This is a genomic window from Streptomyces sp. URMC 126 (assembly GCF_051386555.1).
In the GTDB taxonomy this organism is placed as follows: domain Bacteria; phylum Actinomycetota; class Actinomycetes; order Streptomycetales; family Streptomycetaceae; genus Streptomyces.
On sequence record NZ_JBPQTX010000022.1, the window covers coordinates 1 to 20242 of the forward strand.

Sequence of the window (20242 nt, forward strand, 5' to 3'; positions counted from 1 at the left end):
CCCCGTTACTCTCCGGACGCCCCCCACGCCCCTCCCGGTACTCCTCGCGAGCCCCGCGTACTCTCCCAGGAGGACCGCCCATGAGTCTCCGAGCACGTGTCGTCAGTCCCGAACCGCACGGTGGCGGCCGGGAGTCGGACCACCTGGTCCCGGTCTACCGCGCCAAGCTCCTGGAGGAGATCGACCTCGCCGAGATGTCGGCGCTCGCCGCCGCCGAGCGGCGCGCGCGGCTGGAGCGGGTGCTGGGGCACATCATCAGCCGCGAGGGCCCGGTCCTCTCCACCGCCGAGCGCGACCGGCTCATCCGCAGGGTCGTGGACGAGGCCCTGGGGCTGGGCATCCTGGAGCCGCTCCTGGAGGACCCCACCGTCACCGAGATCATGGTCAACGGGCCGGACCAGGTCTTCGTCGAGCGTGCCGGCCGCGTCGAGTCCGTCCCCGTGCGGTTCGCCTCCCACGAACAGTTGATGCAGACCATCGAGCGCATCGTCTCCACCGTCAACCGCCGCGTGGACGAGTCCAATCCCATGGTCGACGCCCGGCTCCCCAGCGGCGAACGCGTCAACGTCATCATCCCGCCCCTCGCCCTCAACGGCGCCACCCTCACCATCCGTCGCTTCCCTCGCGTCTACACCTTGCGTGAACTCGTCGGCGTCGGCACGCTGGACGAGGCGACGGTGATGCTCCTCGCGGGACTCGTCAGGGCGAAGTTCAACATCGTCATTTCCGGGCCCACCGGCTCCGGCAAGACCACGCTCCTCAACGCCCTCTCCGGTCTCATCCCGGAGGGCGAACGGGTCATCACCGTCGAGGACGCCGCCGAGTTGCAGCTCCAGCAGACACATGTGATCCGCCTGGAATCCCGCCCGCCGAACGTCGAGGGCAAGGGCCGGATCACCATCCGCGACCTGGTGCGCAACTCCCTGCGCATGCGCCCCGACCGCATCATCGTCGGTGAGGTCCGGGGCGGCGAGACGCTCGACATGCTCCAGGCCATGTCGACGGGGCACGACGGCTCCCTCGCCACCGTCCACGCCAACAGCGCCGAGGACGCGCTGATGCGGCTGCGCACCCTGGCCTCCATGTCGGAGGTCAAGATCCCGTACGAGGCGCTGCGCGACCAGATCGACAGCGCGGTGGACTGCGTCGTCCAGCTCACCCGCACGGCGGACGGCGCCCGGCGCATCAGCGAGGTGACGCTGCTGGACTCGCACGCGCCCCACGAGCGGGCAGGAGCCTCGTACGCGCGGCCTGGCGTTCCGGACGAGCGGCCCGGTGCCGGGTACGAGCGGCCGGGCGTCGCCTACGAGTACGAGCGGCTCGGCGGTGGAGCGCCGGCCGCCGGTGGCTACCGCCTCGTCACCGTCGTCCGTTTCGACGCGCTGCCGATGGGGCCGGACCGTGTCGTTCGCGGTACGTTCTCCCACTTCCCGCTGCCGGAGCGGGCCGTCGGACGGCTGCGGCTGGCCAACGAGCCGGTTCCGCAGGCGTTCGGAGTCGCCGCGCGGCCCGGCAGCGCCACGCATGTCGCGGACGGCGAATGGGCCCCCTAGGGGAGTGATCTCCGGGCCGCTTCCGGGGCGTCTGGGGGTTCACTCGGGGACGCCTCGCGGGAAGACCCATCAGGACACCGGCGGCAGCGGCCGGGACAGTCACCCACCGTACGGACGAGAGGCCACGGAAGGCCATGGAAGGCGACCGGACATGGACGACACGCTCACGCTCCTCACTTTGGGCGCCACCCTGCTGTGCGGCGCGTTCGCCGTAGCGGGTGTCCGGACGTATCTGGCCGGACGCGAGCGGCAGGCCGCCCTTGTCGAACGCCTTGTGGATCATGGCGACACCTCTCGGCCCCCAGGCCGCTCACGGCCCTTTCGCCGCTTCGACCGGGCGGTCCGTCGGACGCGCCTCGGCAGACGGCTGGAGCTGCGCATAGCCGTCACCGGGCTGAGCGTCGCGCCGGGAGACTTCCTGCTGTGGACGGGCGCTGCGGCAGCCGCCCTGTGGGTCGTGGCGGCCCTGCTCCTGGCCCCGTTCTTCGGGCCGCTCGCCGCGATCGTGGCCGTCTGGACGGCGTTCGCCTTCCTGGGATGGCAGCGGCGTAAGCGCATCGAGAAGTTCATCAACCAACTGCCCGAGCTCGCCCGCATCCTCGCCAACGCCACCCAGGCGGGCCTCGCCCTGCGCACGGCCCTGGGGATGGCGGCGGAGGAGATGGACGCCCCGGCGGGTGAGGAACTGGCTGCCGTGGCCGACCGATTGGCCGTCGGTCACTCCGTCGACGAGGCCCTCGCCGAGCTCGCGGACCGGCTGCCCTCCCGCGAGCTCGGCGTGCTCGTCACCACTCTGGTCCTCTCGCACCGCGCGGGCGGCTCGGTCGTCCGCTCTCTGCGCAACCTCACCGAGACGCTGGAGGAGCGGAAGGAGACGCGGCGCGAAGTCCGCACCCAGTTGTCCCAGGTCACCGCCACGGCCTACGTCGTTCCCCTGATGGGTGTCGGCACGCTCTTCCTCATGGACCGCATAGCGCCGGGCTCCATCGACCGCATGACGGGCACCACCCTGGGACAGCTGACGGTGATAGGCGCGTTCCTGCTCTACGGCATCGGGTTCTTCCTCATCCGCCGTATGTCCCGCATCGACATCTGACCCCTTCGGGACGCCCGCTCGCACCCCGGCGGCCCCGACCCGGACTCCCGCCCCCGCCGATCGCACACTCCACCATCCGAACCATCCGAGGAGACGGACATGGGCCTGCTGACAGCCCTCTTGGCCGGCGCGTCCGTGGCCGGTGTCTGTTACGGCATCGCCCTCTGGCGCAGCGAGGCCAGGCTCCCGCCGGACCTCGCCGTCGCCCTGGAGGTCGGCGCCACCCGCACCACCGCCGTCGGTTCGGCCGTCGACCGCCTCGGCATGCGGTGGGCCCCGCTGGTGCTGCGGTTGATGGGAGCGCGCCGCGTGGCCCGGATCCGTACGCGGATCGACCGCGCGGGCAACCCCGGAGGTCTCACCGTCGACCGCTACGCGGCGCGGCGCGCGGTGTACGGAGCGCTGGGGTTCGGTGGAGCGGTCGTCATGCTGGCCGAAGGGCGGCTGCTCATAGCCGCGCTGCTCGTCGCCTTCGGCCTGTTCTGGATCGAGGTCGGCATCTGGGCCGCCGTCCGGGAGCGGCGGAGCGCGATCGAACGGACGCTCCCCGACTTCCTGGACGTCCTCGCGGTCGTCGTCAGCGCCGGCCTGAGCTTCCGGCAGGCCCTCGACCGGGTCGCCGAGCGGTATGAGGGCCCATGGGCCGACGAACTCCGTATCGCGCTCCGGCAGATGGACATGGGCGTCAGCCGACGGGATGCCTTCGAAGGGCTGCGTCGACGGAACGACTCGGAACAGGTGGCCCAGTTCGTCTCCGCCCTCCAGCAGGGTGAGGAGCTCGGCTCGCCCATCGTGGACACCCTCATGGACCTGGCGGCCGACATGCGCCGTACCGACGCCCAGAACGCCCGCCGTCGGGCGGCGCGGGCCGTCCCCAAGGCCACGGTCGTCATCACCACGTTCATGGTCCCCGGGACGCTGGCGCTGATGATCGCGGGCTTCTTCCTCGGCTCCGGCGTCGACTTCGGATCGGTGTCCGGCAGATGACCGGAGGACGGGGCCCGGCGGTGCACCGGACGCACGAGTTCTGTGAATGCCCTTCGCTTGTGCAACCAGGTGTGGGACAGTCTTCGCCCGAAGGCACCTCGACGAGAGAACGCCGGGCCGGACGGGGGTGGTGTGCGTGACGCAAGGGAACGCCCAACTCCCCTGCGAAAGAGGGAACAAGAGGCACGCACCCTGTCCCGTGGCCGGTGTTCGGGCGTACGTTTCCCCTGCGGCGAGCGGCCGTCCCGGACGCCACCCGCAGCGCCCGGCCACTCGTGGAGGGGATGAGAATGGGGAAGCGCTTCTGGGAGGACGACCGGGGGCAGACCTCGGTCGAGTACCTGGGCATCATCGCCGTCGTGGTGGCGATCGTGCTCGTCCTCACGACGACGGACTTCGGCACGGTGATCGCAAAAGCGATCATGGACCAGATTCAAAAAATCGCCAAGTGACCTCCGACGCCGGGGCGCCTCGACGGCCTCCCGGGCGGCGTGACGCGGGCCAGGCGTTCCCGCTGTACGTTGTGGCGGTGGCGGGTTTCCTGTTCGTCGCGCTCGCCGTCTTCGCCGTCGGCATGGCCGGCGCCGCCAGGAACGGCACCCGGTCCGCCGCCGATGCCGCGGCCCTCGCCGCCGCCCAGGACTACCGGGAGCAGGCGTTCACCGGCTTCCTCCGGGACCTCGCGGCCCGGCCCGGCGGCGACTGGCGCCGCTGGTTCGACGGCCGCGGCGACGCCCCCGGCACCGCCTGCCGGGAGGCGGAACGCCTCGCGCGCGACAACGGCGCCGATCTCACCGGCCCCGGCTGCGTCGCGGCCCCGGGCCCGGATCCCACGGCATCGGCCTTCGACGTCACCGTCACGTCCCGCGACGGGGTGGGCGCGTCCGTCGTCCCCGGCACCGAGGACGTCCACCCCACCGTCAGTTCCCGTGCCGTCGTCACCCCCCGCTGCCGTCCCGCACCGGACGGGGGCGCCGGAGCCCCGTACATCCGGTTCGACTGCGACGACGGGCCGCTGACCGTCGATCCCGCCCATCCCGACCCCCGGCTCAGGGGACGCACCCTGTTCGCCGTCCGCCTCGCCGCCACCGACCGATGACCTCACAAGCGGAGGAACGCCACCGATGAGCACAGGGCGCCGACCACCCCGGGCCATGCCGCTGGTGCCGCTCGCCTTCGCCGCGGTGCTCGCCTTGTCCGGCTGCGGCGGTAACGGCGACGACGGCGGCGGCGATCGGAACGCGACCGGCCGGCCGGCCACCGCGAACACCGGGAAGCCCGCGCCGAACGGTCCGGGAAAGACATCGTCGTCCGAAACGCTGGGGGAAATGCGGAACGGCGACGGGATCGTCGTCACCATCACCTCCGCCGCACGGGAGGACGGCGGCTTCGTCACCGTCCAGGGAACCGTCACCAACCGCGGCACCAAAATGTTCAACGCCCTGGAATGGCGCTCCAAGGAAACGGACATGAGATCGCAGTCCGCCGTCTCGGGCGCCACTCTCGTCGACGCCAAGGGAAAGAAGCGCTACCTCGTCCTCCGCGACACCGACGGCCAATGCCTTTGCAGTACCGGCCTCACGGGAATCAAGCCCCAGGAATCCCGGCCCATTTTCGCCCAGTTCCCCGCCCCGCCCTCCGACGTCACCCAGGTCGACTTCCAGATCCCCACCATGCCCTCCGTCCGCATCGCGCTCTCGGGATGACCCGTGACCCGCCGCCTCCCGACCTCATCCGCCCGTCCCCACGGCCCCCGCGGCCGCCGGGGCAAGGCCCTCGACAACGCCCTCGCCACGGCTCTGCTCACGGCGACCGTCCTGCTCGCCGTCGCCCCGGTCCCCGCCCACGCCGGGGGCCCCGGTGACCCGGCCCGCAGCGAGCCGCCCGTCAAACTCGACGCCCACGCCTCCGGACTCAGGCTGCGCGACGGAGCGAAGCTGGCGCCCGGTCGCGTCCTCGACATCAAGTCCGTCATCGAATCCGGCAACGGCAGCGAACGCCGTGTGGACACCAATGTGAACGTCACCTTCGCGCTTCAGGCGGAAGTCCTGTTCGACAAGGACAGCTCCTCCCTCAACGGGGCGGCGGCCCAACGCATAAAGGCCATCGCCGACGAGGTCAGGAAACAACGCGCCACCACGCTGCGCGTCTTCGGATTCACCGACAACCTGGGATCAGCCGACCACGGGACGCTGCTGTCCAAGGAGCGTGCCAACGCCGTGCAACGCCAACTCGCGAAGGAACTCGGCTCGTCGTCGATCACTTACCAGATCCGAGGCTACGGCGAGGACTACCCGATCGCCGACAACGCCACGGAGGACGGCCGCCGCAAGAACCGCCGGGTGGAAGTCAGCTTCCCCCGCCAGGGCCGGTGAGCGCTCGACGTCCCGCCCGTCCACCCGCTCACCCAACTCGCCCCCCCCTGAGGCGCGGATCACGCCTGTCTCTCCCTCGGAACCCCTTCCTCCGACACTAGGTTGGCGACAGCTCGTCCAGCCGCAGAGGAGGGCATGTGACCCGCGCCCGCACCGCCGACCTCGTCGACACCCAGGCACGCGCCTGTGGCGAGCTCGACGCTCCGCTGTACGCGGCGCTCCTCGCCCGCGCCGCCCAGGACATCCGCGACGGCGGCCCGTGCGCCGACGCCGTGGCCCCGCTGGAGGGCGCCCCGGGCCCCGCCGCCGTCGGCCTCCGCCTGATGGGCGCCGTCCACGCGCTCGTCCTGCTCGGTGACGCGCCCGACCTGGCCGCCCACTACCCCACGGCGGGCGGCGGCGCCGACGACCCGGACGCGGCGTGGGAACCGTTCCGGCGCGCCGTAGCCGAACACCCCGAGCACATCGCCGCCTGGATGCGCCGCCCACCCCAGACGAACGAGGTCGGCCGCGCCAACATGCTGATCAGCGGCCTGCTAGCCATGGTCGCCGCCCTGCGGCTCCCCGAACCGCCCCCCATCCGCCTGCTCGAACTCGGCGCCAGCGCCGGCCTGAACCTCCGGGCCGACCGCTTCCGCGTCACCTCCGGCGGCCCGTCGGCGGGTCCTCGCTTCTCCTGGGGTGACCCCGACTCGCCCGTCGTCCTCGACGGTGCCTGGCGCGACGGCGGACCGCCGCCCCGAATCGCCGACGCCGCGGCCCGCGTCCCCGCGCTGGACATCATCGAGCGCCTCGGCTGTGACGTCGATCCGCTGGACCCCCTTCACCCCGCCGGCGCCCTGGCCCTCCGTGCCTACGTCTGGTCCGAACACCCCACCCGTGCCGCCCGCCTCTCCGGCGCTCTGGCCCTCGCCCGGCGGCAGCCCGCCCGGGTCCTCCCCCGGGGCGCGGCCGACTTCCTGGCCGAAGCGGAACTCCGGCCCGGCACCCTCACCGTCGTCTGGCACTCCGTGATGCGGCAGTACGTACCGCCCGCGGAATGGTCCCGGACGGAAACGGAGCTCGCCCGGCTGCGCGGGGCCGCGACCGGGCCGGGCACGGGCTGGTTCGCCCACCTGGCGTTCGAACCGCGACGCGTCGGGGCTGTCCACCGGTTCGTCCTCACCGCCCGCCTCGGCGACGGACCCGAGGAGGTCCTGGCCGAGGCCCACCCCTGGGGCCTCGACGCCCGCGCCTGCGAGATCACCTCCATAGCCCCCTGAGCCACCCTCGCTCCCTCGCCAACCACCGTCCGCACGCGGCAGGATGGGTCTTCCGAGTGCCCTGGTGGCGACTGAGGGAGGCGGTACGTGACGGGCGGTACGAGGCGGTCGGCACGGAAGAGGATCGGCACCCTGCTGCCGGCCCTCGCTCTGGGGGCGCTCGTCTCCACAGCGGCGCCCGCGACGGCCGCACCCGGCGGGCCGGACGGCACCGGGCCGCCGGCCGCCTACCGGATGGCCCCCGGCGCCCAGGAGATCCACGGAGCACCGGCTGTCACGGCCACCCCGCCCCTCATCCCCGGCGGCCGGACGGCGACCGACACCATCGCCCCGGGCGAGCGGAAATTCTACGGTGTCCGCGTGGACGGCACGTCCGACACCTACGTCTCGGCGGTCGCCGCACCACGCCCGGGTGGCACTCCGGGGCTGCGCGACGGCATCGACGTGGCACTCCAGCGCGCCGACGGCACCCGCTGCGGACCGGCCCGCCACCGTTCGTTCCTCGCCCAGGGCGGGGCCTACCCCCTCGCGGACCACGCCGAACGCCTCGCGGGGACGGACGGGCCCTGCGCGGCCGCCGGTACGTACTACTTCGTCGTAACCCGGGGGGACGCCGACGGCGGCGACCCGGCCCCCGTTCCGCTGGAGCTCACCACCGCCACACGCCGCCCGTCGACCGCACCCACCTCACCCTCGTCACCCGGCACATGGAGCTCGGAACCACCGCCCGCACCCGTCGGGCCGGCGAAGGAGGTCGCCGGAGGCAGCGGGTTCAACGACGCGACGGACGTCCGGGCCGGTGTCTGGAAGGACACGATCCGACCGGGGGAGACCCGCTTCTACCGGACCCCCGTCGCCATCGGCCGCCAACTGTTCGCGAAAGCGACGTTCGGTGACGCCTCCGGACGTGTCCCCTACGTCGCCAATGGTGTCCGCCTGGGCCTGAACGACGGCGCCCGGGGTCATGTGACGAACCGGACCGACGGCTACCAGGGCCGTACCGTCGCCGTTCCGCTCGCCGCACCCCCGCCGGCGCGGGACACGGCGTCCGAGGGCTGGTACTACCTCCAGGTCAGCCTGAACGCCAAGGCCGCGCTCGGCCCTTCGGGCGCGGTGCCCGTCACGCTCACGGTGATCACCGCCCCGGCCCGGAGCACGGCGGCCGTACCGCCCGGCCCCCGCACGTACCACGGCCCCGGCGGCGTGACGGACCGTACCGCGAGCGCCTCCCCGGCGCCGGACGGACGCTTGAAGACCCTCGGTTACGTCGGCGTCGGCACCGGGACGGCACTCCTCCTGGGTCTCGGCGGCTGGTACCTGGCGGCCCGCAGGCCGGAGGAATAAGCCGGTCAGGACCCGTCTCGACCTGGCTTAACGGGCGCGATCCGTATACGCGTGCCCTTGCGCACCCCCCATCGCGCCATCGCCCCGGCCGCCGACTCCAACACGTGCCGGGCCATCGGCCGGGGCAGGCCGAGACGGTGCGGAGCCATCGTGCGAACGGCGAGCACCCACATGTCCTGGCTCACGTAGGCGACGTCGATGGGAAACCGCATACCGAAGGTGTGCACCGAGCCGGCCGGAGTCAACAGCATGATCCCCTCGATTCCTTCCCTTCCGAGCAGTCCGCGCGTCCGGGCGCGGTAGGAGGCGGCCACCTCCACCGGCACCGCCGGGAGCGTGTGGTCCACGGGCTCGACGGTGAGGTGGGTGAAGCCGTCGGTCCAGCTTGGCGTCAACACGGCCCTCCGCTCGGGAAATCCTTGCCCTCTCAGCCTTCCGAGTGGCCAAGTTATCCACATTCGACGGGACGTCCACAGCTTTCCCGAGATCGTCCCGCCAACTGCCGCCGGCTCCGTAACCTCGGCGCATGGACTGGTTGTTGATCGCGTTGGTGGCGTCGGCCGCCCTCTACGGAATCCTGGCCGGCGCGCTGGTGCCGGGCGCGCGGTACCGGCTGTCGGTCGAGCCGGACGAGACATGGCGGACGACGGCTCCCTGCGGGCACGCCCTCGGCCGCGGGCTGGGGCGGAGCCGGTGCGCGGTGTGCGGGAGAACGAGGTACGGGCCGGGGGCGGTGTGGCCGGCCGGAGTGACGGTCGTGCTGTGCGCGGCGACGGCAGCGGTGGTCGGCCCGCGGCCCGAACTCGCCGTGTGGTTGCTGGCGATACCGGTGGGCGTGGTGCTCGCGGGAGTCGACTGGGCCGTGCACCGGCTACCTGACGTGCTGACGCTGCCCTTGGCGGGGGGCATGGCCGTATTGCTCGGCCTGGCGGCCCTGCTGCCGGCGTCCGGCGGGTCCTGGCCGGGTTCCCTGCTCGGGGGCGCGGTGCTCGGTGGCGCCTATCTCGTGCTGTTCCTGGCGCATCCGGCCGGGATGGGATTCGGCGACGTCAAGCTCGCCGCCGGCCTGGGCTGCGCCCTGGGCTGGTACGGCTGGGGCGTGCTGATACTCGGCGGCCTCGGGGGACTCCTACTCGGCTCGGCCTACGGCATAGCCCTGATGCTCACCCGGGGCGCGGGACGCGGGACGACCATGCCCCTCGGTCCTTTCCTGCTCGCCGGGGCCTGGCCGGCTCTCCTGGTGGGGGCGTGGACGGCAGGGAACTGACCGCGCACCCACCCATTCGGCCCAGGCCCGTCAAGTCGGCGACGAGTTTGTGCAACATTTCGATGAAGGTGACGGAGAGCATGGTGGAGCGCTGATCACTTGGCTGGTTCTACACCGTAGCCCTAGTGCTGACATGGCGGAATGGGAGTGGCGCCACCCCATCGACCGACCGTTTCAAGATCATCAACAGTGCCGAAAGTCAGCGCGCCACGCTATGTCACCCCTGCGGATGCGCGATGCACCCCCTCCGACCGGTTATGGTGGAAACCCCCCCTCGGGCCGGTCCGTATCCCCCCCACGGACCGGCCCGTTTTTCGTGGGGTGATGTCACTCTCCGTATGGATTCGTGCGACTCCGGACAGTTGTGATCCGGATGCGGTGGAATTTCGGCGCGGCAAGCGCGACGGAATCACCCACGATTCATGCACAAAGCATTCGCGAGACGTCTACGGAATGCTGAAGACGAACCCACGCAGGGTTACGCGCGCCGGGCGGCCGGGTGCAGGCGCAGGTGCAGGCGCGGATGTGGGCAGAGGCGCGGGTGCGGACGCGGGCCCGGTCGCGGGGCAGGCGCCGGGGCGCGCGGAGCGACGCCGCCCTCTCGGGCGCCCGGCCCCTGCTCTCCCCGTATGCAGGGACGTCAGCCCCTGGGACTGCGTCGCCCCCGCCGGGGTGCCCACGACCCCGGATCCCCAGGGGCCTCTACGAGGCGCCGCGATTCGCCCAGATGTTGACCCCTTCTGTACTCACCGCAAAGGAATCGATCTCAGCCAGTTCTTCTCCGGTCAGTTCCGGACCCTCCAGCGCCGCCACATTCGCTTCCAGCTGGCCCACACTGGAGGCGCCGATCAGGGCCGAGGTCATCCGCTCGTCCCGCAGCACCCAGCGCAGCGCCAGCTGCGCCAGGGACTGCCCGCGCCGCCGCGCGATCCCGTCGAGCCCGCGCAGCCGGCGCAGTACGTCCTCGCTGAGCAGCGCCGGATCCAGCGACGTGCCCTTCGCGGCCCGCGAGCCCGCCGGGACGTCGCCGCCCAGGTACTTGTCCGTGAGCAGCCCCTGGGCCAGCGGTGCGAAGGAGATGCAGCCCATGCCCTCGTCCTCCAGCGCGTCGAGCAGGCCGTCGTCCTCCGTCCAGCGGTTGATCATGGAGTAGGAGGGCTGGTGGATCAGCGCGGGCACCCCCATCTCCCGCAGCAGCCGCGCCGCCTCCCGGGTCTGCTCCGCCGAATACGAGGAGACGCCGACGTAGAGCGCCTTCCCCTGCCGGACGGCGGACGCCAGGGCGCCCATCGTCTCCTCCAGCGGGGTGTGCGGGTCGAAGCGGTGCGAGTAGAAGATATCGACGTAATCGATACCCATTCGGACCAGTGACGCGTCCAGGGACGAGAGCAGGTATTTCCGGGAGCCCCATTCGCCGTACGGCCCGGGGTGCATCAGATAACCGGCCTTGGTGGAAAGGACCAGTTCGTCGCGGTAGGGGCGGAAGTCCTGGGCGAAGAGCTTGCCGAAGTTCAGCTCGGCGGAACCGGGCGGCGGCCCGTAGTTGTTGGCCAGATCGAAGTGGGTGACCCCCAGGTCGAAGGCGCGCCGGAGAATGGCGCGCTGTGAGGCCAGCGTGCGGTCGTCCCCGAAGTTGTGCCACAGTCCGAGGGAGATGGCGGGCAGCTTGAGCCCGCTGCGGCCCGTACGCCGGTACTCCATGGAGTCGTAGCGTGTTTCGGCCGCGCGGTAGTGCGAATCGGTCATGTCGCCACTGACTATCACGGCCCGGTGACCGGCCGAGTTGGGTCCTCGCGACACGCTGGCAGTAATGTGGCGCCCTCGGGTGCCCGCAGTGGCGGGGAACCGCAGTGGCATGGAGGGGCTGGAAACGTGAAGTTGCGCGACCTGGTGTACAGGCTCTACGCACACCGGGTGGAAGGCCGCCTCGATCACGCCCAGGTGCCCAAGCACATCGGCGTCATCCTGGACGGCAACCGACGCTGGGCCCGTGCCGACGGGCGGACCCCGGAGCAGGGGCACCAGGCCGGCGCGGACAAGATCCAGGACCTCCTGGGCTGGTGCGACGAGACGGACGTCGAGGTCGTCACCCTGTGGATGCTCTCGACCGACAACCTGGACCGGCCGGCGAAGGAGCTGAAGCCGCTCCTCGGCATCATCGAGAACACGGTCCGCGGGCTGGCTGCGGACGGCCGCTGGCGCGTCCACCACGTGGGGCAGCTCGACCTGCTCCCGGCCGAGACGCAGACCGTCCTGAAAGAGGCCGAGCAGGCCACGCTCGACGTCAAGGGAATACTCGTCAATGTGGCCGTCGGATACGGCGGCCGGCAGGAAATCGCGGACGCGGTCCGTTCCCTGATCCTGGAAGCCGCCGAGAACGGCACGTCGTTCGAGGAACTCGCCGAGTCCGTGGACGTCGAGCACATCACCAAGCACCTCTACACCCGTGGCCAGCCCGACCCGGACCTCATCATCCGCACCAGCGGCGAACAGCGCCTCTCCGGCTTCATGCTGTGGCAGAGCGCGCATTCCGAGTACTACTTCTGCGAGGTTTTCTGGCCGGCCTTCCGCAAGGTCGACTTCCTCCGCGCACTGCGTGATTATGCGGCGCGCCACCGGCGTTACGGATACTGAACGGACCCGCCGGAAGCGAGCCCGCGCACGGCCGCCGCACGGGGCGTCACCGCCCTTGCCCCGCATGTGCGCTGGGCGATTGCCCGGTTCCGCACCGTCGTCGGCCGGACCGCCGTAGCGGTCCGGTGATCGGTCGTTCACCTGCTCGTCGCATATGCCGTTGCATGGTCAAGCGCTTCGGCGGGAATATCCCCTCCAGGCCGGCGGTCGCTCCCATGACCGTCGCTCTGCAGCGGACGGCATGGGGCCGTCCGCCCGGGAGGCCCTTTGCGACGGACGAAGCCCGCGACGGCTGAGTGGTGCAGGCGGATCTTGCCGCCCCCGCGGGTCGCGTGGAGGACGTGGAGGGCCGCCGACCGGCCCTCGAAGGGCGTGGACCCGGCCCCTTCCCCGCGACCCAGGTCGCGTCCAGACCTCTCCCCGAGGGGGTTCGTGCACCCGTGGTGACCAGCAAGAAGCGCCGTGAGAACGACCGGCGCACCTATGTCCTCGACACCAGCGTCCTGCTGGCGGATCCAGGCGCCATGTGCCGCTTCGAGGAGCACGAGGTGGTGCTGCCCGTCGTGGTGGTCACGGAGTTGGAGGCCAAGAGGCACCATCCGGAGCTCGGTTACTTCGCCCGGAAGGCGCTGCGCCGACTGGACGAGTACCGGGTGCAGTTCGGCCGGCTCGACGCGCCCATCCCCATCGGGGACCTGGGCGGCAGCCTGCGGGTGGAGCTCAACCACTCCGATCCGGCCATACTCCCCGTCGGCTTCCGGCTGGGCGACAACGACTCGCGCATCCTCGCGGTCGCCCGCAACCTCCAGGCGGAGGGGTACGACGTCACGGTGGTCTCCAAAGACCTGCCGCTGCGCATCAAGGCGTCGTCGGTGGGCCTGCTGGCCGAGGAGTACCGGGCCGAGCTGGCCATCACCGACTCGGGCTGGACGGGGATGGCGGAGCTGTCCGTCACCGCCGAACAGGTGGACGAACTGTTCGCGGCGGAACGGACATACATCCCGGAAGCGGCCGAATTTCCGGTCCACACCGGCCTGGTGCTCCAGTCGGAACGGGGCAAGGCGCTGGGCCGGATGACGGCGGACGGCGCCGTCCGCCTGGTCCGCGGCGACCGGGAGGCGTTCGGCATCCACGGGCGCAGCGCCGAGCAACGCATCGCCCTGGACCTGCTGCTCGACCCCGAGGTGGGCATCGTCTCGCTGGGCGGCCGGGCCGGTACCGGCAAGTCGGCGCTGGCGCTCTGCGCCGGCCTCGAAGCGGTGCTGGAGCGGCGGCAGCACCGGAAGGTGATGGTGTTCCGTCCGCTGTACGCGGTAGGGGGCCAGGAGTTGGGCTACCTGCCCGGCAGCGAGTCGGAGAAGATGAGCCCCTGGGCCCAGGCGGTCTTCGACACCCTCTCGGCGGTGACCACGACGGAGGTGATCGAGGAGGTCGTGGGGCGCGGCATGCTGGAGGTGCTGCCGCTGACGCACATCCGCGGCCGTTCGCTGCACGACGCGTTCGTCGTCGTGGACGAGGCCCAGTCGCTGGAGCGCAATGTGCTGCTCACCGTGCTCTCGCGCATCGGGGCCAACTCCCGTGTCGTCCTCACCCACGACGTGGCGCAGCGCGACAACCTGCGCGTCGGGCGGTACGACGGGGTCGCGGCGGTGGTGGAGAAGCTGAAGGGGCACCCGTTGTTCTCGCACGTCACCCTGACGCGCTCGGAGCGGTCGCCGATCGCGGCGCTCGTCACGGAGATGCTGGAGGACGGGCGGATCTGACGAGGCGCCCGATCGCGGCCCGCGGTCTTTCGCGGGCAGCGCACGGCCTTTCGCGGACAACGCGCGGCAAAGCCTGGGAGCTTAGCCGCGCGTTGTGCTGCCGCGCCCCCGGTTCCCGCAATTCCGCCGGGTCGAACATGGTGTGACGTTTCCCACGCAACGCGGAATTGCCTCCGAGCGTGCGCGTCGGGCAGAGTCTGGTTCCTGTCAGGCCCCGCATACGGCACTTGCTCCTCGGGCTCCCCAGGGAGTGCGCGGTTTCCCACCGCCGGACCGACAACTGAACAGTGTCGCCGTATGCCGCCCGTGCACCGTACGAACCTTCCTCAGCGGGGGTTCGCCGGCGGTCCGCCGGGCCAGTGCCTCCAGTGACCGGCCGGTCCCGCGTTCGCGGTTCCGTACCAGCAGAGGCCAGCGTCAGGGGCGCGATCGCGTCCGCGAGGGTCACCTGCGCGGGCGATGCTGGAAGGAAAGCGTGTGAGCCGGATCTCGGTCCGGGGATTCGCCGTGGCCTCCGCCACCGCGGTCACCACCGTCGGCGCCGTCGTGGGCGTCGCCCAGGGCGACGAGCAGGGCAAGACGACGACTGGCGGAGTACAGGCCGCCGCCGCCGACACGACGCTTCTCGCGGAACTTCCCGCCGGGCAGAACGCCGTCCAGACCGCGTCGCTGACGCAGCAGGCGGACACCCAGGTCGGCGTGGCGCAGACGGCCGCCAAGAAGGAGGCCGAGGAGACCGCCCGCAAGCAGGCCGCCGAAGAGGCCACCGCCAAGAAGGAGGCCGCCGAGGAGGCGGCCAAGAAGGAGGCGGAGGAAAAGGCCAAGGAGAAGGCCGAGAAGGAGCGGGAGAAGAAGGAGAAGGACGAGGTCGCGAGCCGCTCGGCCACGCGCGACTCCGTCGACATCCCGGTCAAGGGCTCCTACAGCACCGCCGAGGTCCAGGCGATAGCCCGGCAGATCGTCCCGGCCGACCAGTTCCAGTGCTTCAGCAACATCGTGAACAACGAGAGCAGCTGGGACTACACGGCCACCAACGCCTCCTCCGGCGCCTACGGCCTCGTCCAGGCGCTCCCCGCCGAGAAGATGTCCTCCGCGGGCGCGGACTGGCGGACCAACCCCGCCACCCAGATCAAGTGGGGCCTCAGCTACATGAACGAGCGGTACCACAGCCCGTGTGGCGCGTGGTCCTTCTGGCAGGCCAACAACTGGTACTAGGCGCCTCGACGCCCGGTCCGGGTATCAGCCCCCACGGCCGGTACCGGGCCGGTACCGGGTTTCACGGCGCGCGCCGCGCAACGCTTCCGCGAGCCCCCGACCTCAACCGGTCGGGGGCTTTGTGGGTCTTCCGGGGGGAACGCGGGCCCTACGGGCGGAAACCTTTCGTCTCCGACTCGCGGGGCCCAGGTAACGTTCATGCCGGATGGCCGCGGGGGATGTGGGGGTAGAGGAAGAAAAATGTCCAGATTGCCACAATGGCTCGGCAGTGTCGGCTCGGGCCTGACGCGGCTCTCCCACCGGTTGGAAGAGCGCAAGGCGCGCACCGACCCGGACGGCGTGCCCGCCTGGGCGCAGCCGCCGGCCGGCGCCCCCCTCGGCGAGCGGCCCGCCGCGGAACCCGCGGACGCGGATGCCGCCGAGCCCGGAACCGCCACGCCCCCCCGATCCGATTCCGGTGAACCGGCCGCCGCCTCCGCGGCACGGTCCGGCGAACCGCGGACCGACGCCGCCACTCCGCCGGCCGGCGCCGACGCCGAGGCCGCTCCGGCCCAGGCCCCGACCCCGGCCGAACGGACGCCGCCGCTCTCCGCCGCGGCCGTCCTCGCCGAACCGCCGCGCCCCGACCCGGTCGCCGTCGTCCCCTGGGGTGTACGCGTCGCCGCCGAGGCGGGCTGGCGACTGCTGGTGCTCGCGGGAACGCTGTGGGTGCTGATGCGCGTCATCAGCGCGGTGCAACTGGTGGTGCTGGCGTTCGTCGCCGGCCTGCTGATCACCGCGCTGCTCCAGCCGACGGTCGCCGCGCTGAAGCGGCGGGGCCTGCACCGGGGCCTGGCCACGGCCGTGACCTTCATCTCCGGCTTCGTCGTCATGGGGCTGGTCGGCTGGTTCGTGGTCTGGCAGGTGATGGAGAACGTCGACGACCTGTCCGGACAGCTCGAAACGGGTCTGCACGACCTCAAGGAATGGCTCCGGACGAGCCCGTTCCATGTCACCCAGAAGCAGATCGACAACATCACCGAGAACCTCAGTGACGCCCTGAGCTCCAACACCAAGGAGATCACCTCGGCGGGCATAGAGGGCGTACAGGTCATCATCGAGACGCTGACCGGCATCATCCTGGCGATGTTCACCACCCTCTTCCTGCTCTACGACGGGCCGAGGATCTGGCGCTGGGTGCTCCGGCTGGTCCCGAGCGCGGCGCGCGAAGGTGTCGCGGGCGCCGGGCCGCGCGCCTGGGCGACGCTGACCGCCTATGTGCGCGGCACGGTGATAGTGGCCATGATCGACGCGGTCTGCATCGGCATCGGCCTGTACTTCCTGAAGGTGCCGATGGCCGTGCCGCTGGCCGTCTTCATCTTCCTGTTCGCCTTCATTCCGCTGGTCGGCGCCGTGGTGTCGGGAGCGCTCGCCGTGGTCGTGGCGCTGGTGACCCAGGGCGTCTTCACCGCGACGATGGTGCTCGTCGTCGTCCTGGCCGTGCAGCAGATAGAGGGTCACATCCTCCAGCCGTTCATCCTCGGCCGGGCCGTGCGCGTCCATCCGCTGGCGGTCGTGCTCTCCGTGGCGGCCGGCTCGATGGTCGCCGGGATCGGCGGCGCGGTGGTGGCGGTGCCGCTGGTGGCGGTGACCAACACGGTCGTCGGCTATCTCAAGGCGTACTCCCGGGGCGAGGCTCCGGGCGAACGGGCGGACTGAGCGGACGAACCGGGAGGGGCCTGAGCGGAGAGACGCGCGCCGGGCGCCCCCGCCCGCGTCCCGCCGAGTATCCCCAGCCCGCCCGCTCACGACGAAAAGCGGCCCCCCAACCGGAGAGGTTGGCGGGCCGCTTTTCGTCTGTCGACGTACTACGAGGGGTGCCCTCAGCCGTTGAGCACGGCCTCGGCGTCGAGCGTGGCGCCGACGGCCTGGAGCACGGAGGCGATCTTGAACGCCTCCTGGATCGTCTCGCGGGCCACACCGGCCTTGCGCAGCACCTGCTCGTGCGAGTCGAGGCACATGCCGCAGCCGTTGATGGCGGAGACGGCCAGGGACCACAGCTCGAAGTCGACCTTCTCCACACCCGGGTTGCCGATGACGTTCATCCGCAGACCCGCGCGCAGGTTGCCGTACTCCGGGTCCGACAGCAGGTGCCGGGTGCGGTAGTAGACGTTGTTCATCGCCATGATGGCGGCGGCGGCCTTGGCGGCGGTGTACGCCTCCGCGGACAGGTTCGCCTTCGCCTCGGGCTCCAGCTCGCGCAGGACGATCGGCGAACGGGTCGCGATCGCGCAGGCGAGGACGGTGCCCCACAGCTGCTGCTGCGGGAGCTCGGAGTTGCCGATGACCGAGCCCAGGTTGAGCTTCAGGTCCTTGGCGTAGTCCGGTATGGCGGACTTCAGTTCATCGAGAGCCATGGGAGATCAGCTCACTCGCCCGAGAGGAGCGCGACCGGGTCGAGGGTCTCGTCGCCCTTGCTCCAGTTGCAGGGGCACAGCTCGTCGGTCTGCAGCGCGTCGAGGACCCGCAGGACCTCCTTGGGGTTACGGCCGACGGAGCCGGCGGTCACCATGACGAACTGGATCTCGTTGTTCTGGTCGACGATGAAGACGGCGCGCTGGGCGTAGCCGTCCTCGCCCTCGACGCCGCACGCGCGCATCAGCTCGTGCTTGGCGTCGGCCAGCATCGGGAAGGGCAGGTCACGCAGGTCGGCGTGGTCCTTGCGCCAGGCGTGGTGGACGAACTCCGAGTCACCGGAGACACCGAGGATCTGGGCGTCACGGTCGGCGAACTCGTCGTTCAGCTTGCCGAACGCGGCGATCTCGGTCGGGCAGACGAAGGTGAAGTCCTTCGGCCAGAAGAAGACGACCTTCCACTTGCCCTCGTAGGTCTTGTGGTCGATCTGCGCGAAAGCCTTGTCCGCGTCGAGGTCCACACAGGCGGTCAGGTCGAACTCGGGGAACTTGTCACCGACAGTGAGCACGCGCTCTCCTTGCAGCGAAGAAAGTCCCTGGTTGCGGACTTTCTGCGGGGTTGGACGTGATCCACCCTGCCACAGGAGGCATTGATAGCGGAAATAGTTAGACTGATTGGTGTTGATCGGAGGTGGTTATCGATGGAGTCGTCCATACCGCGGAACCGGGCCGCCCGGAGCGCCGAACCCCAGGAGCAGACCACCCGTCCGGGTGGCGCGAAAGCGTCGTCCGGCCGTCCCCGCCAGCCCAGTCTGGCCCAGCTCAGAGCCTTCGCGGCGGTCGCCGAGCACCTGCACTTCCGGGACGCCGCCACGGCCATCTCGATGAGCCAGCCCGCGCTCTCGGGGGCCGTCTCGGCCCTGGAGGAGTCGCTGGGAATTCAGCTCTTCGAGCGTACGACGCGGAGAGTACTGCTCAGCCCGGCGGGTGAACGGCTGGCCGCGCGCGCCCGTACCGTCCTGGACGCCGTCGGCGACTTCATGGAGGAGGCCGAGGCCGCGCGGGCGCCCTTCACCGGCGTGCTGCGACTGGGTGTGATCCCGACCGTGGCGCCGTACCTGCTGCCCACCGTGCTCCGGCTGGTCCACGAGGTCTACCCCGACCTCGACCTCCAGGTGCACGAGGAGCAGACCTCGTCCCTCCTCGACGGCCTCACCCAGGGCCGCCTGGACCTGCTGCTGCTCGCGGTGCCGCTCGGCGCGCCCGGTGTCACCGAGATGCCGCTGTTCGACGAGGACTTCGTCCTGGTCACCCCCTGCGACCACGAACTGGCCGGCCGTACCGACGTCCCGCGCAGCGCCCTGCGAGACCTCGACCTGCTGCTGCTCGACGAGGGCCACTGCCTGCGCGAACAGGCCCTCGATGTCTGCCGCGAGGCCGGCCGCGCCACCGGAGCGCCCGTGGCCACCAGCGCCTCCGGCCTGTCCACCCTCGTGCAGCTGGTCGGCGGCGGGCTCGGCGTCACCCTGCTGCCGCGCACGGCCGTCCGCGTCGAGACCGCCCGCAGCGACCGCCTCGCCACCAGCTGCTTCGCCGCGCCCCCGCCCTCCCGCCGGATCGCCCTGGCCATGCGCTCGGGCGCGGCGCGGCAGAGCGAGTTCGAGGAGTTCGCGGACGCGCTGCGGGACGCGCTGAGCTCGCTGCCGGTACGGATCGTGGGGTGAGCGGGGCTCAGCCTCGCCGACCGGCCTTCTTGAGAACGGCTTCGACGTCGAGTTCGATCGTCGCGCCGATGGAATCCGGGAGCACGGCACGCTCGCCGGGCGCGTAGACGCGGTGGTTGCGGTACTCGTTGGCGAACGGGTCCGTGAGGACGTGCAGGCGCTGCTTCTTCCGGTCGACGATGACGTAGACCGGGATCTTGGCGATCGCGTAGGCGACGACCTTGGTCCGCACGTCCTGGGCGTAGTTGGTCGAGGTGACTTCGAGGACCATGCGGAAGACGGCGGGGTCGTAGTAGGTCGACTCGACGGCGTGCTCGTCCGCGTCGGCGTCGACGACGGCCAGGTCGGGGATGGCGTAGTCGTACGGTCCGTCGGGGAGCCAGACGCTCACGTTCTGCACCACGCAGGTCTCGTCGGTGTCAGCTGCCTGGAAGTCGAAGGTCAGACCGGTCAGAGAGCACGCGTGCTTGATGTCGGGCGGTGGTGTCACGGTGATCTGTCCCCCCAGGACCTCGACGCGGTGGCCGGGGAGCTGTTCCGCGAGCTGCTCGGCCTCCTCCAGCAGGGTCGGCTCGTCGTGATCGCAGGGGCGCTCGATTGCTGCGGCGGACATCATGTGCCTCCTGGCG

Annotated in this window: 20 protein-coding genes; 15 read left to right on the plus strand and 5 right to left on the minus strand. The window is 71.1% G+C overall.

The features are described 5' to 3' along the window. Positions 1-80: 80 nt before the first annotated feature. The 9 genes from ACSNOK_RS04705 (at position 81) to ACSNOK_RS04745 (ending at position 8617) form a co-directional block, all read left to right on the plus strand. On the plus strand, positions 81-1553 hold the full coding sequence (locus ACSNOK_RS04705) for a CpaF family protein (RefSeq protein ID WP_436779277.1): 1473 nt from the start codon (positions 81-83) through the stop codon (positions 1551-1553). A gap of 151 nt (positions 1554-1704) precedes the next feature. Then, entirely contained in the window at positions 1705-2649 is a 945-nt protein-coding gene (locus ACSNOK_RS04710) for a type II secretion system F family protein (protein WP_436779278.1), read from the plus strand. Between the two features lie 99 nt (positions 2650-2748). Further along, complete coding sequence (locus ACSNOK_RS04715; protein WP_436779279.1) at positions 2749-3636, plus strand: DUF5936 domain-containing protein; 888 nt, start codon at positions 2749-2751, stop codon at positions 3634-3636. Positions 3637-3926: 290 nt separating this feature from the next. After that, positions 3927-4088 (plus strand): Flp family type IVb pilin, encoded by a 162-nt coding sequence (locus ACSNOK_RS04720; RefSeq protein ID WP_004947925.1) that lies wholly within the window; start codon positions 3927-3929, stop codon positions 4086-4088. Next, complete coding sequence (locus ACSNOK_RS04725; RefSeq protein ID WP_436779280.1) at positions 4085-4735, plus strand: pilus assembly protein TadG-related protein; 651 nt, start codon at positions 4085-4087, stop codon at positions 4733-4735. Before ACSNOK_RS04720 ends, ACSNOK_RS04725 begins: the two co-directional genes overlap by 4 nt. A gap of 25 nt (positions 4736-4760) precedes the next feature. Next, complete coding sequence (locus tag ACSNOK_RS04730; RefSeq protein WP_436779281.1) at positions 4761-5342, plus strand: hypothetical protein; 582 nt, start codon at positions 4761-4763, stop codon at positions 5340-5342. Positions 5343-5345: 3 nt separating this feature from the next. Beyond that, positions 5346-6011, plus strand: coding sequence for an OmpA family protein (locus tag ACSNOK_RS04735; protein WP_436779282.1), 666 nt, complete (start codon positions 5346-5348; stop codon positions 6009-6011). A gap of 137 nt (positions 6012-6148) precedes the next feature. Continuing rightward, a complete protein-coding gene (locus tag ACSNOK_RS04740) occupies positions 6149-7273 on the plus strand; it encodes a DUF2332 domain-containing protein (RefSeq protein WP_436779283.1) in 1125 nt (374 codons plus the stop codon). An 87-nt stretch (positions 7274-7360) separates the two neighbouring features. Further along, positions 7361-8617, plus strand: coding sequence for a hypothetical protein (locus ACSNOK_RS04745; RefSeq protein ID WP_436779284.1), 1257 nt, complete (start codon positions 7361-7363; stop codon positions 8615-8617). A gap of 5 nt (positions 8618-8622) precedes the next feature. On the opposite strand, the gene ACSNOK_RS04750 is transcribed toward ACSNOK_RS04745, so the two are convergent. Next, positions 8623-9015, minus strand: a complete 393-nt coding sequence (locus ACSNOK_RS04750; RefSeq protein ID WP_436779285.1) for a DUF192 domain-containing protein — start codon at positions 9013-9015, stop codon at positions 8623-8625. A 128-nt stretch (positions 9016-9143) separates the two neighbouring features. Here ACSNOK_RS04750 and ACSNOK_RS04755 point away from each other — a divergent pair, with 128 nt between their 5' ends. After that, entirely contained in the window at positions 9144-9884 is a 741-nt protein-coding gene (locus ACSNOK_RS04755; protein ID WP_436779286.1) for a prepilin peptidase, read from the plus strand. Between the two features lie 702 nt (positions 9885-10586). On the opposite strand, the gene mgrA is transcribed toward ACSNOK_RS04755, so the two are convergent. Beyond that, entirely contained in the window at positions 10587-11630 is a 1044-nt protein-coding gene (gene mgrA / locus ACSNOK_RS04760) for an L-glyceraldehyde 3-phosphate reductase (protein WP_436779287.1), read from the minus strand. A gap of 126 nt (positions 11631-11756) precedes the next feature. Here mgrA and ACSNOK_RS04765 point away from each other — a divergent pair, with 126 nt between their 5' ends. The 4 genes from ACSNOK_RS04765 (at position 11757) to ACSNOK_RS04780 (ending at position 17194) form a co-directional block, all read left to right on the plus strand. Further along, complete coding sequence (locus ACSNOK_RS04765; RefSeq protein WP_436779288.1) at positions 11757-12518, plus strand: isoprenyl transferase; 762 nt, start codon at positions 11757-11759, stop codon at positions 12516-12518. 440 nt (positions 12519-12958) lie between these two features. Beyond that, a complete protein-coding gene (locus tag ACSNOK_RS04770; protein WP_436779289.1) occupies positions 12959-14281 on the plus strand; it encodes a PhoH family protein in 1323 nt (440 codons plus the stop codon). 477 nt (positions 14282-14758) lie between these two features. Beyond that, complete coding sequence (locus ACSNOK_RS04775) at positions 14759-15496, plus strand: transglycosylase SLT domain-containing protein (protein ID WP_436779290.1); 738 nt, start codon at positions 14759-14761, stop codon at positions 15494-15496. Positions 15497-15736: 240 nt separating this feature from the next. Beyond that, complete coding sequence (locus ACSNOK_RS04780) at positions 15737-17194, plus strand: AI-2E family transporter (RefSeq protein ID WP_436779291.1); 1458 nt, start codon at positions 15737-15739, stop codon at positions 17192-17194. 164 nt (positions 17195-17358) lie between these two features. Here ACSNOK_RS04780 and ACSNOK_RS04785 read toward each other — a convergent pair whose 3' ends face one another. Both ACSNOK_RS04785 and ACSNOK_RS04790 read right to left on the minus strand, forming a co-directional pair. Further along, a complete protein-coding gene (locus tag ACSNOK_RS04785; protein WP_436779292.1) occupies positions 17359-17892 on the minus strand; it encodes an alkyl hydroperoxide reductase in 534 nt (177 codons plus the stop codon). An 11-nt stretch (positions 17893-17903) separates the two neighbouring features. Further along, positions 17904-18458 (minus strand): peroxiredoxin, encoded by a 555-nt coding sequence (locus tag ACSNOK_RS04790; protein WP_185941816.1) that lies wholly within the window; start codon positions 18456-18458, stop codon positions 17904-17906. Positions 18459-18590: 132 nt separating this feature from the next. Between ACSNOK_RS04790 and ACSNOK_RS04795 the strand changes: the two genes are divergently transcribed. Next, entirely contained in the window at positions 18591-19613 is a 1023-nt protein-coding gene (locus tag ACSNOK_RS04795) for a LysR substrate-binding domain-containing protein (RefSeq protein WP_436779293.1), read from the plus strand. Positions 19614-19620: 7 nt separating this feature from the next. Here ACSNOK_RS04795 and ACSNOK_RS04800 read toward each other — a convergent pair whose 3' ends face one another. Next, on the minus strand, positions 19621-20226 hold the full coding sequence (locus ACSNOK_RS04800) for a Uma2 family endonuclease (protein ID WP_436779294.1): 606 nt from the start codon (positions 20224-20226) through the stop codon (positions 19621-19623). Between the last annotated feature and the right edge of the window lie 16 nt (positions 20227-20242).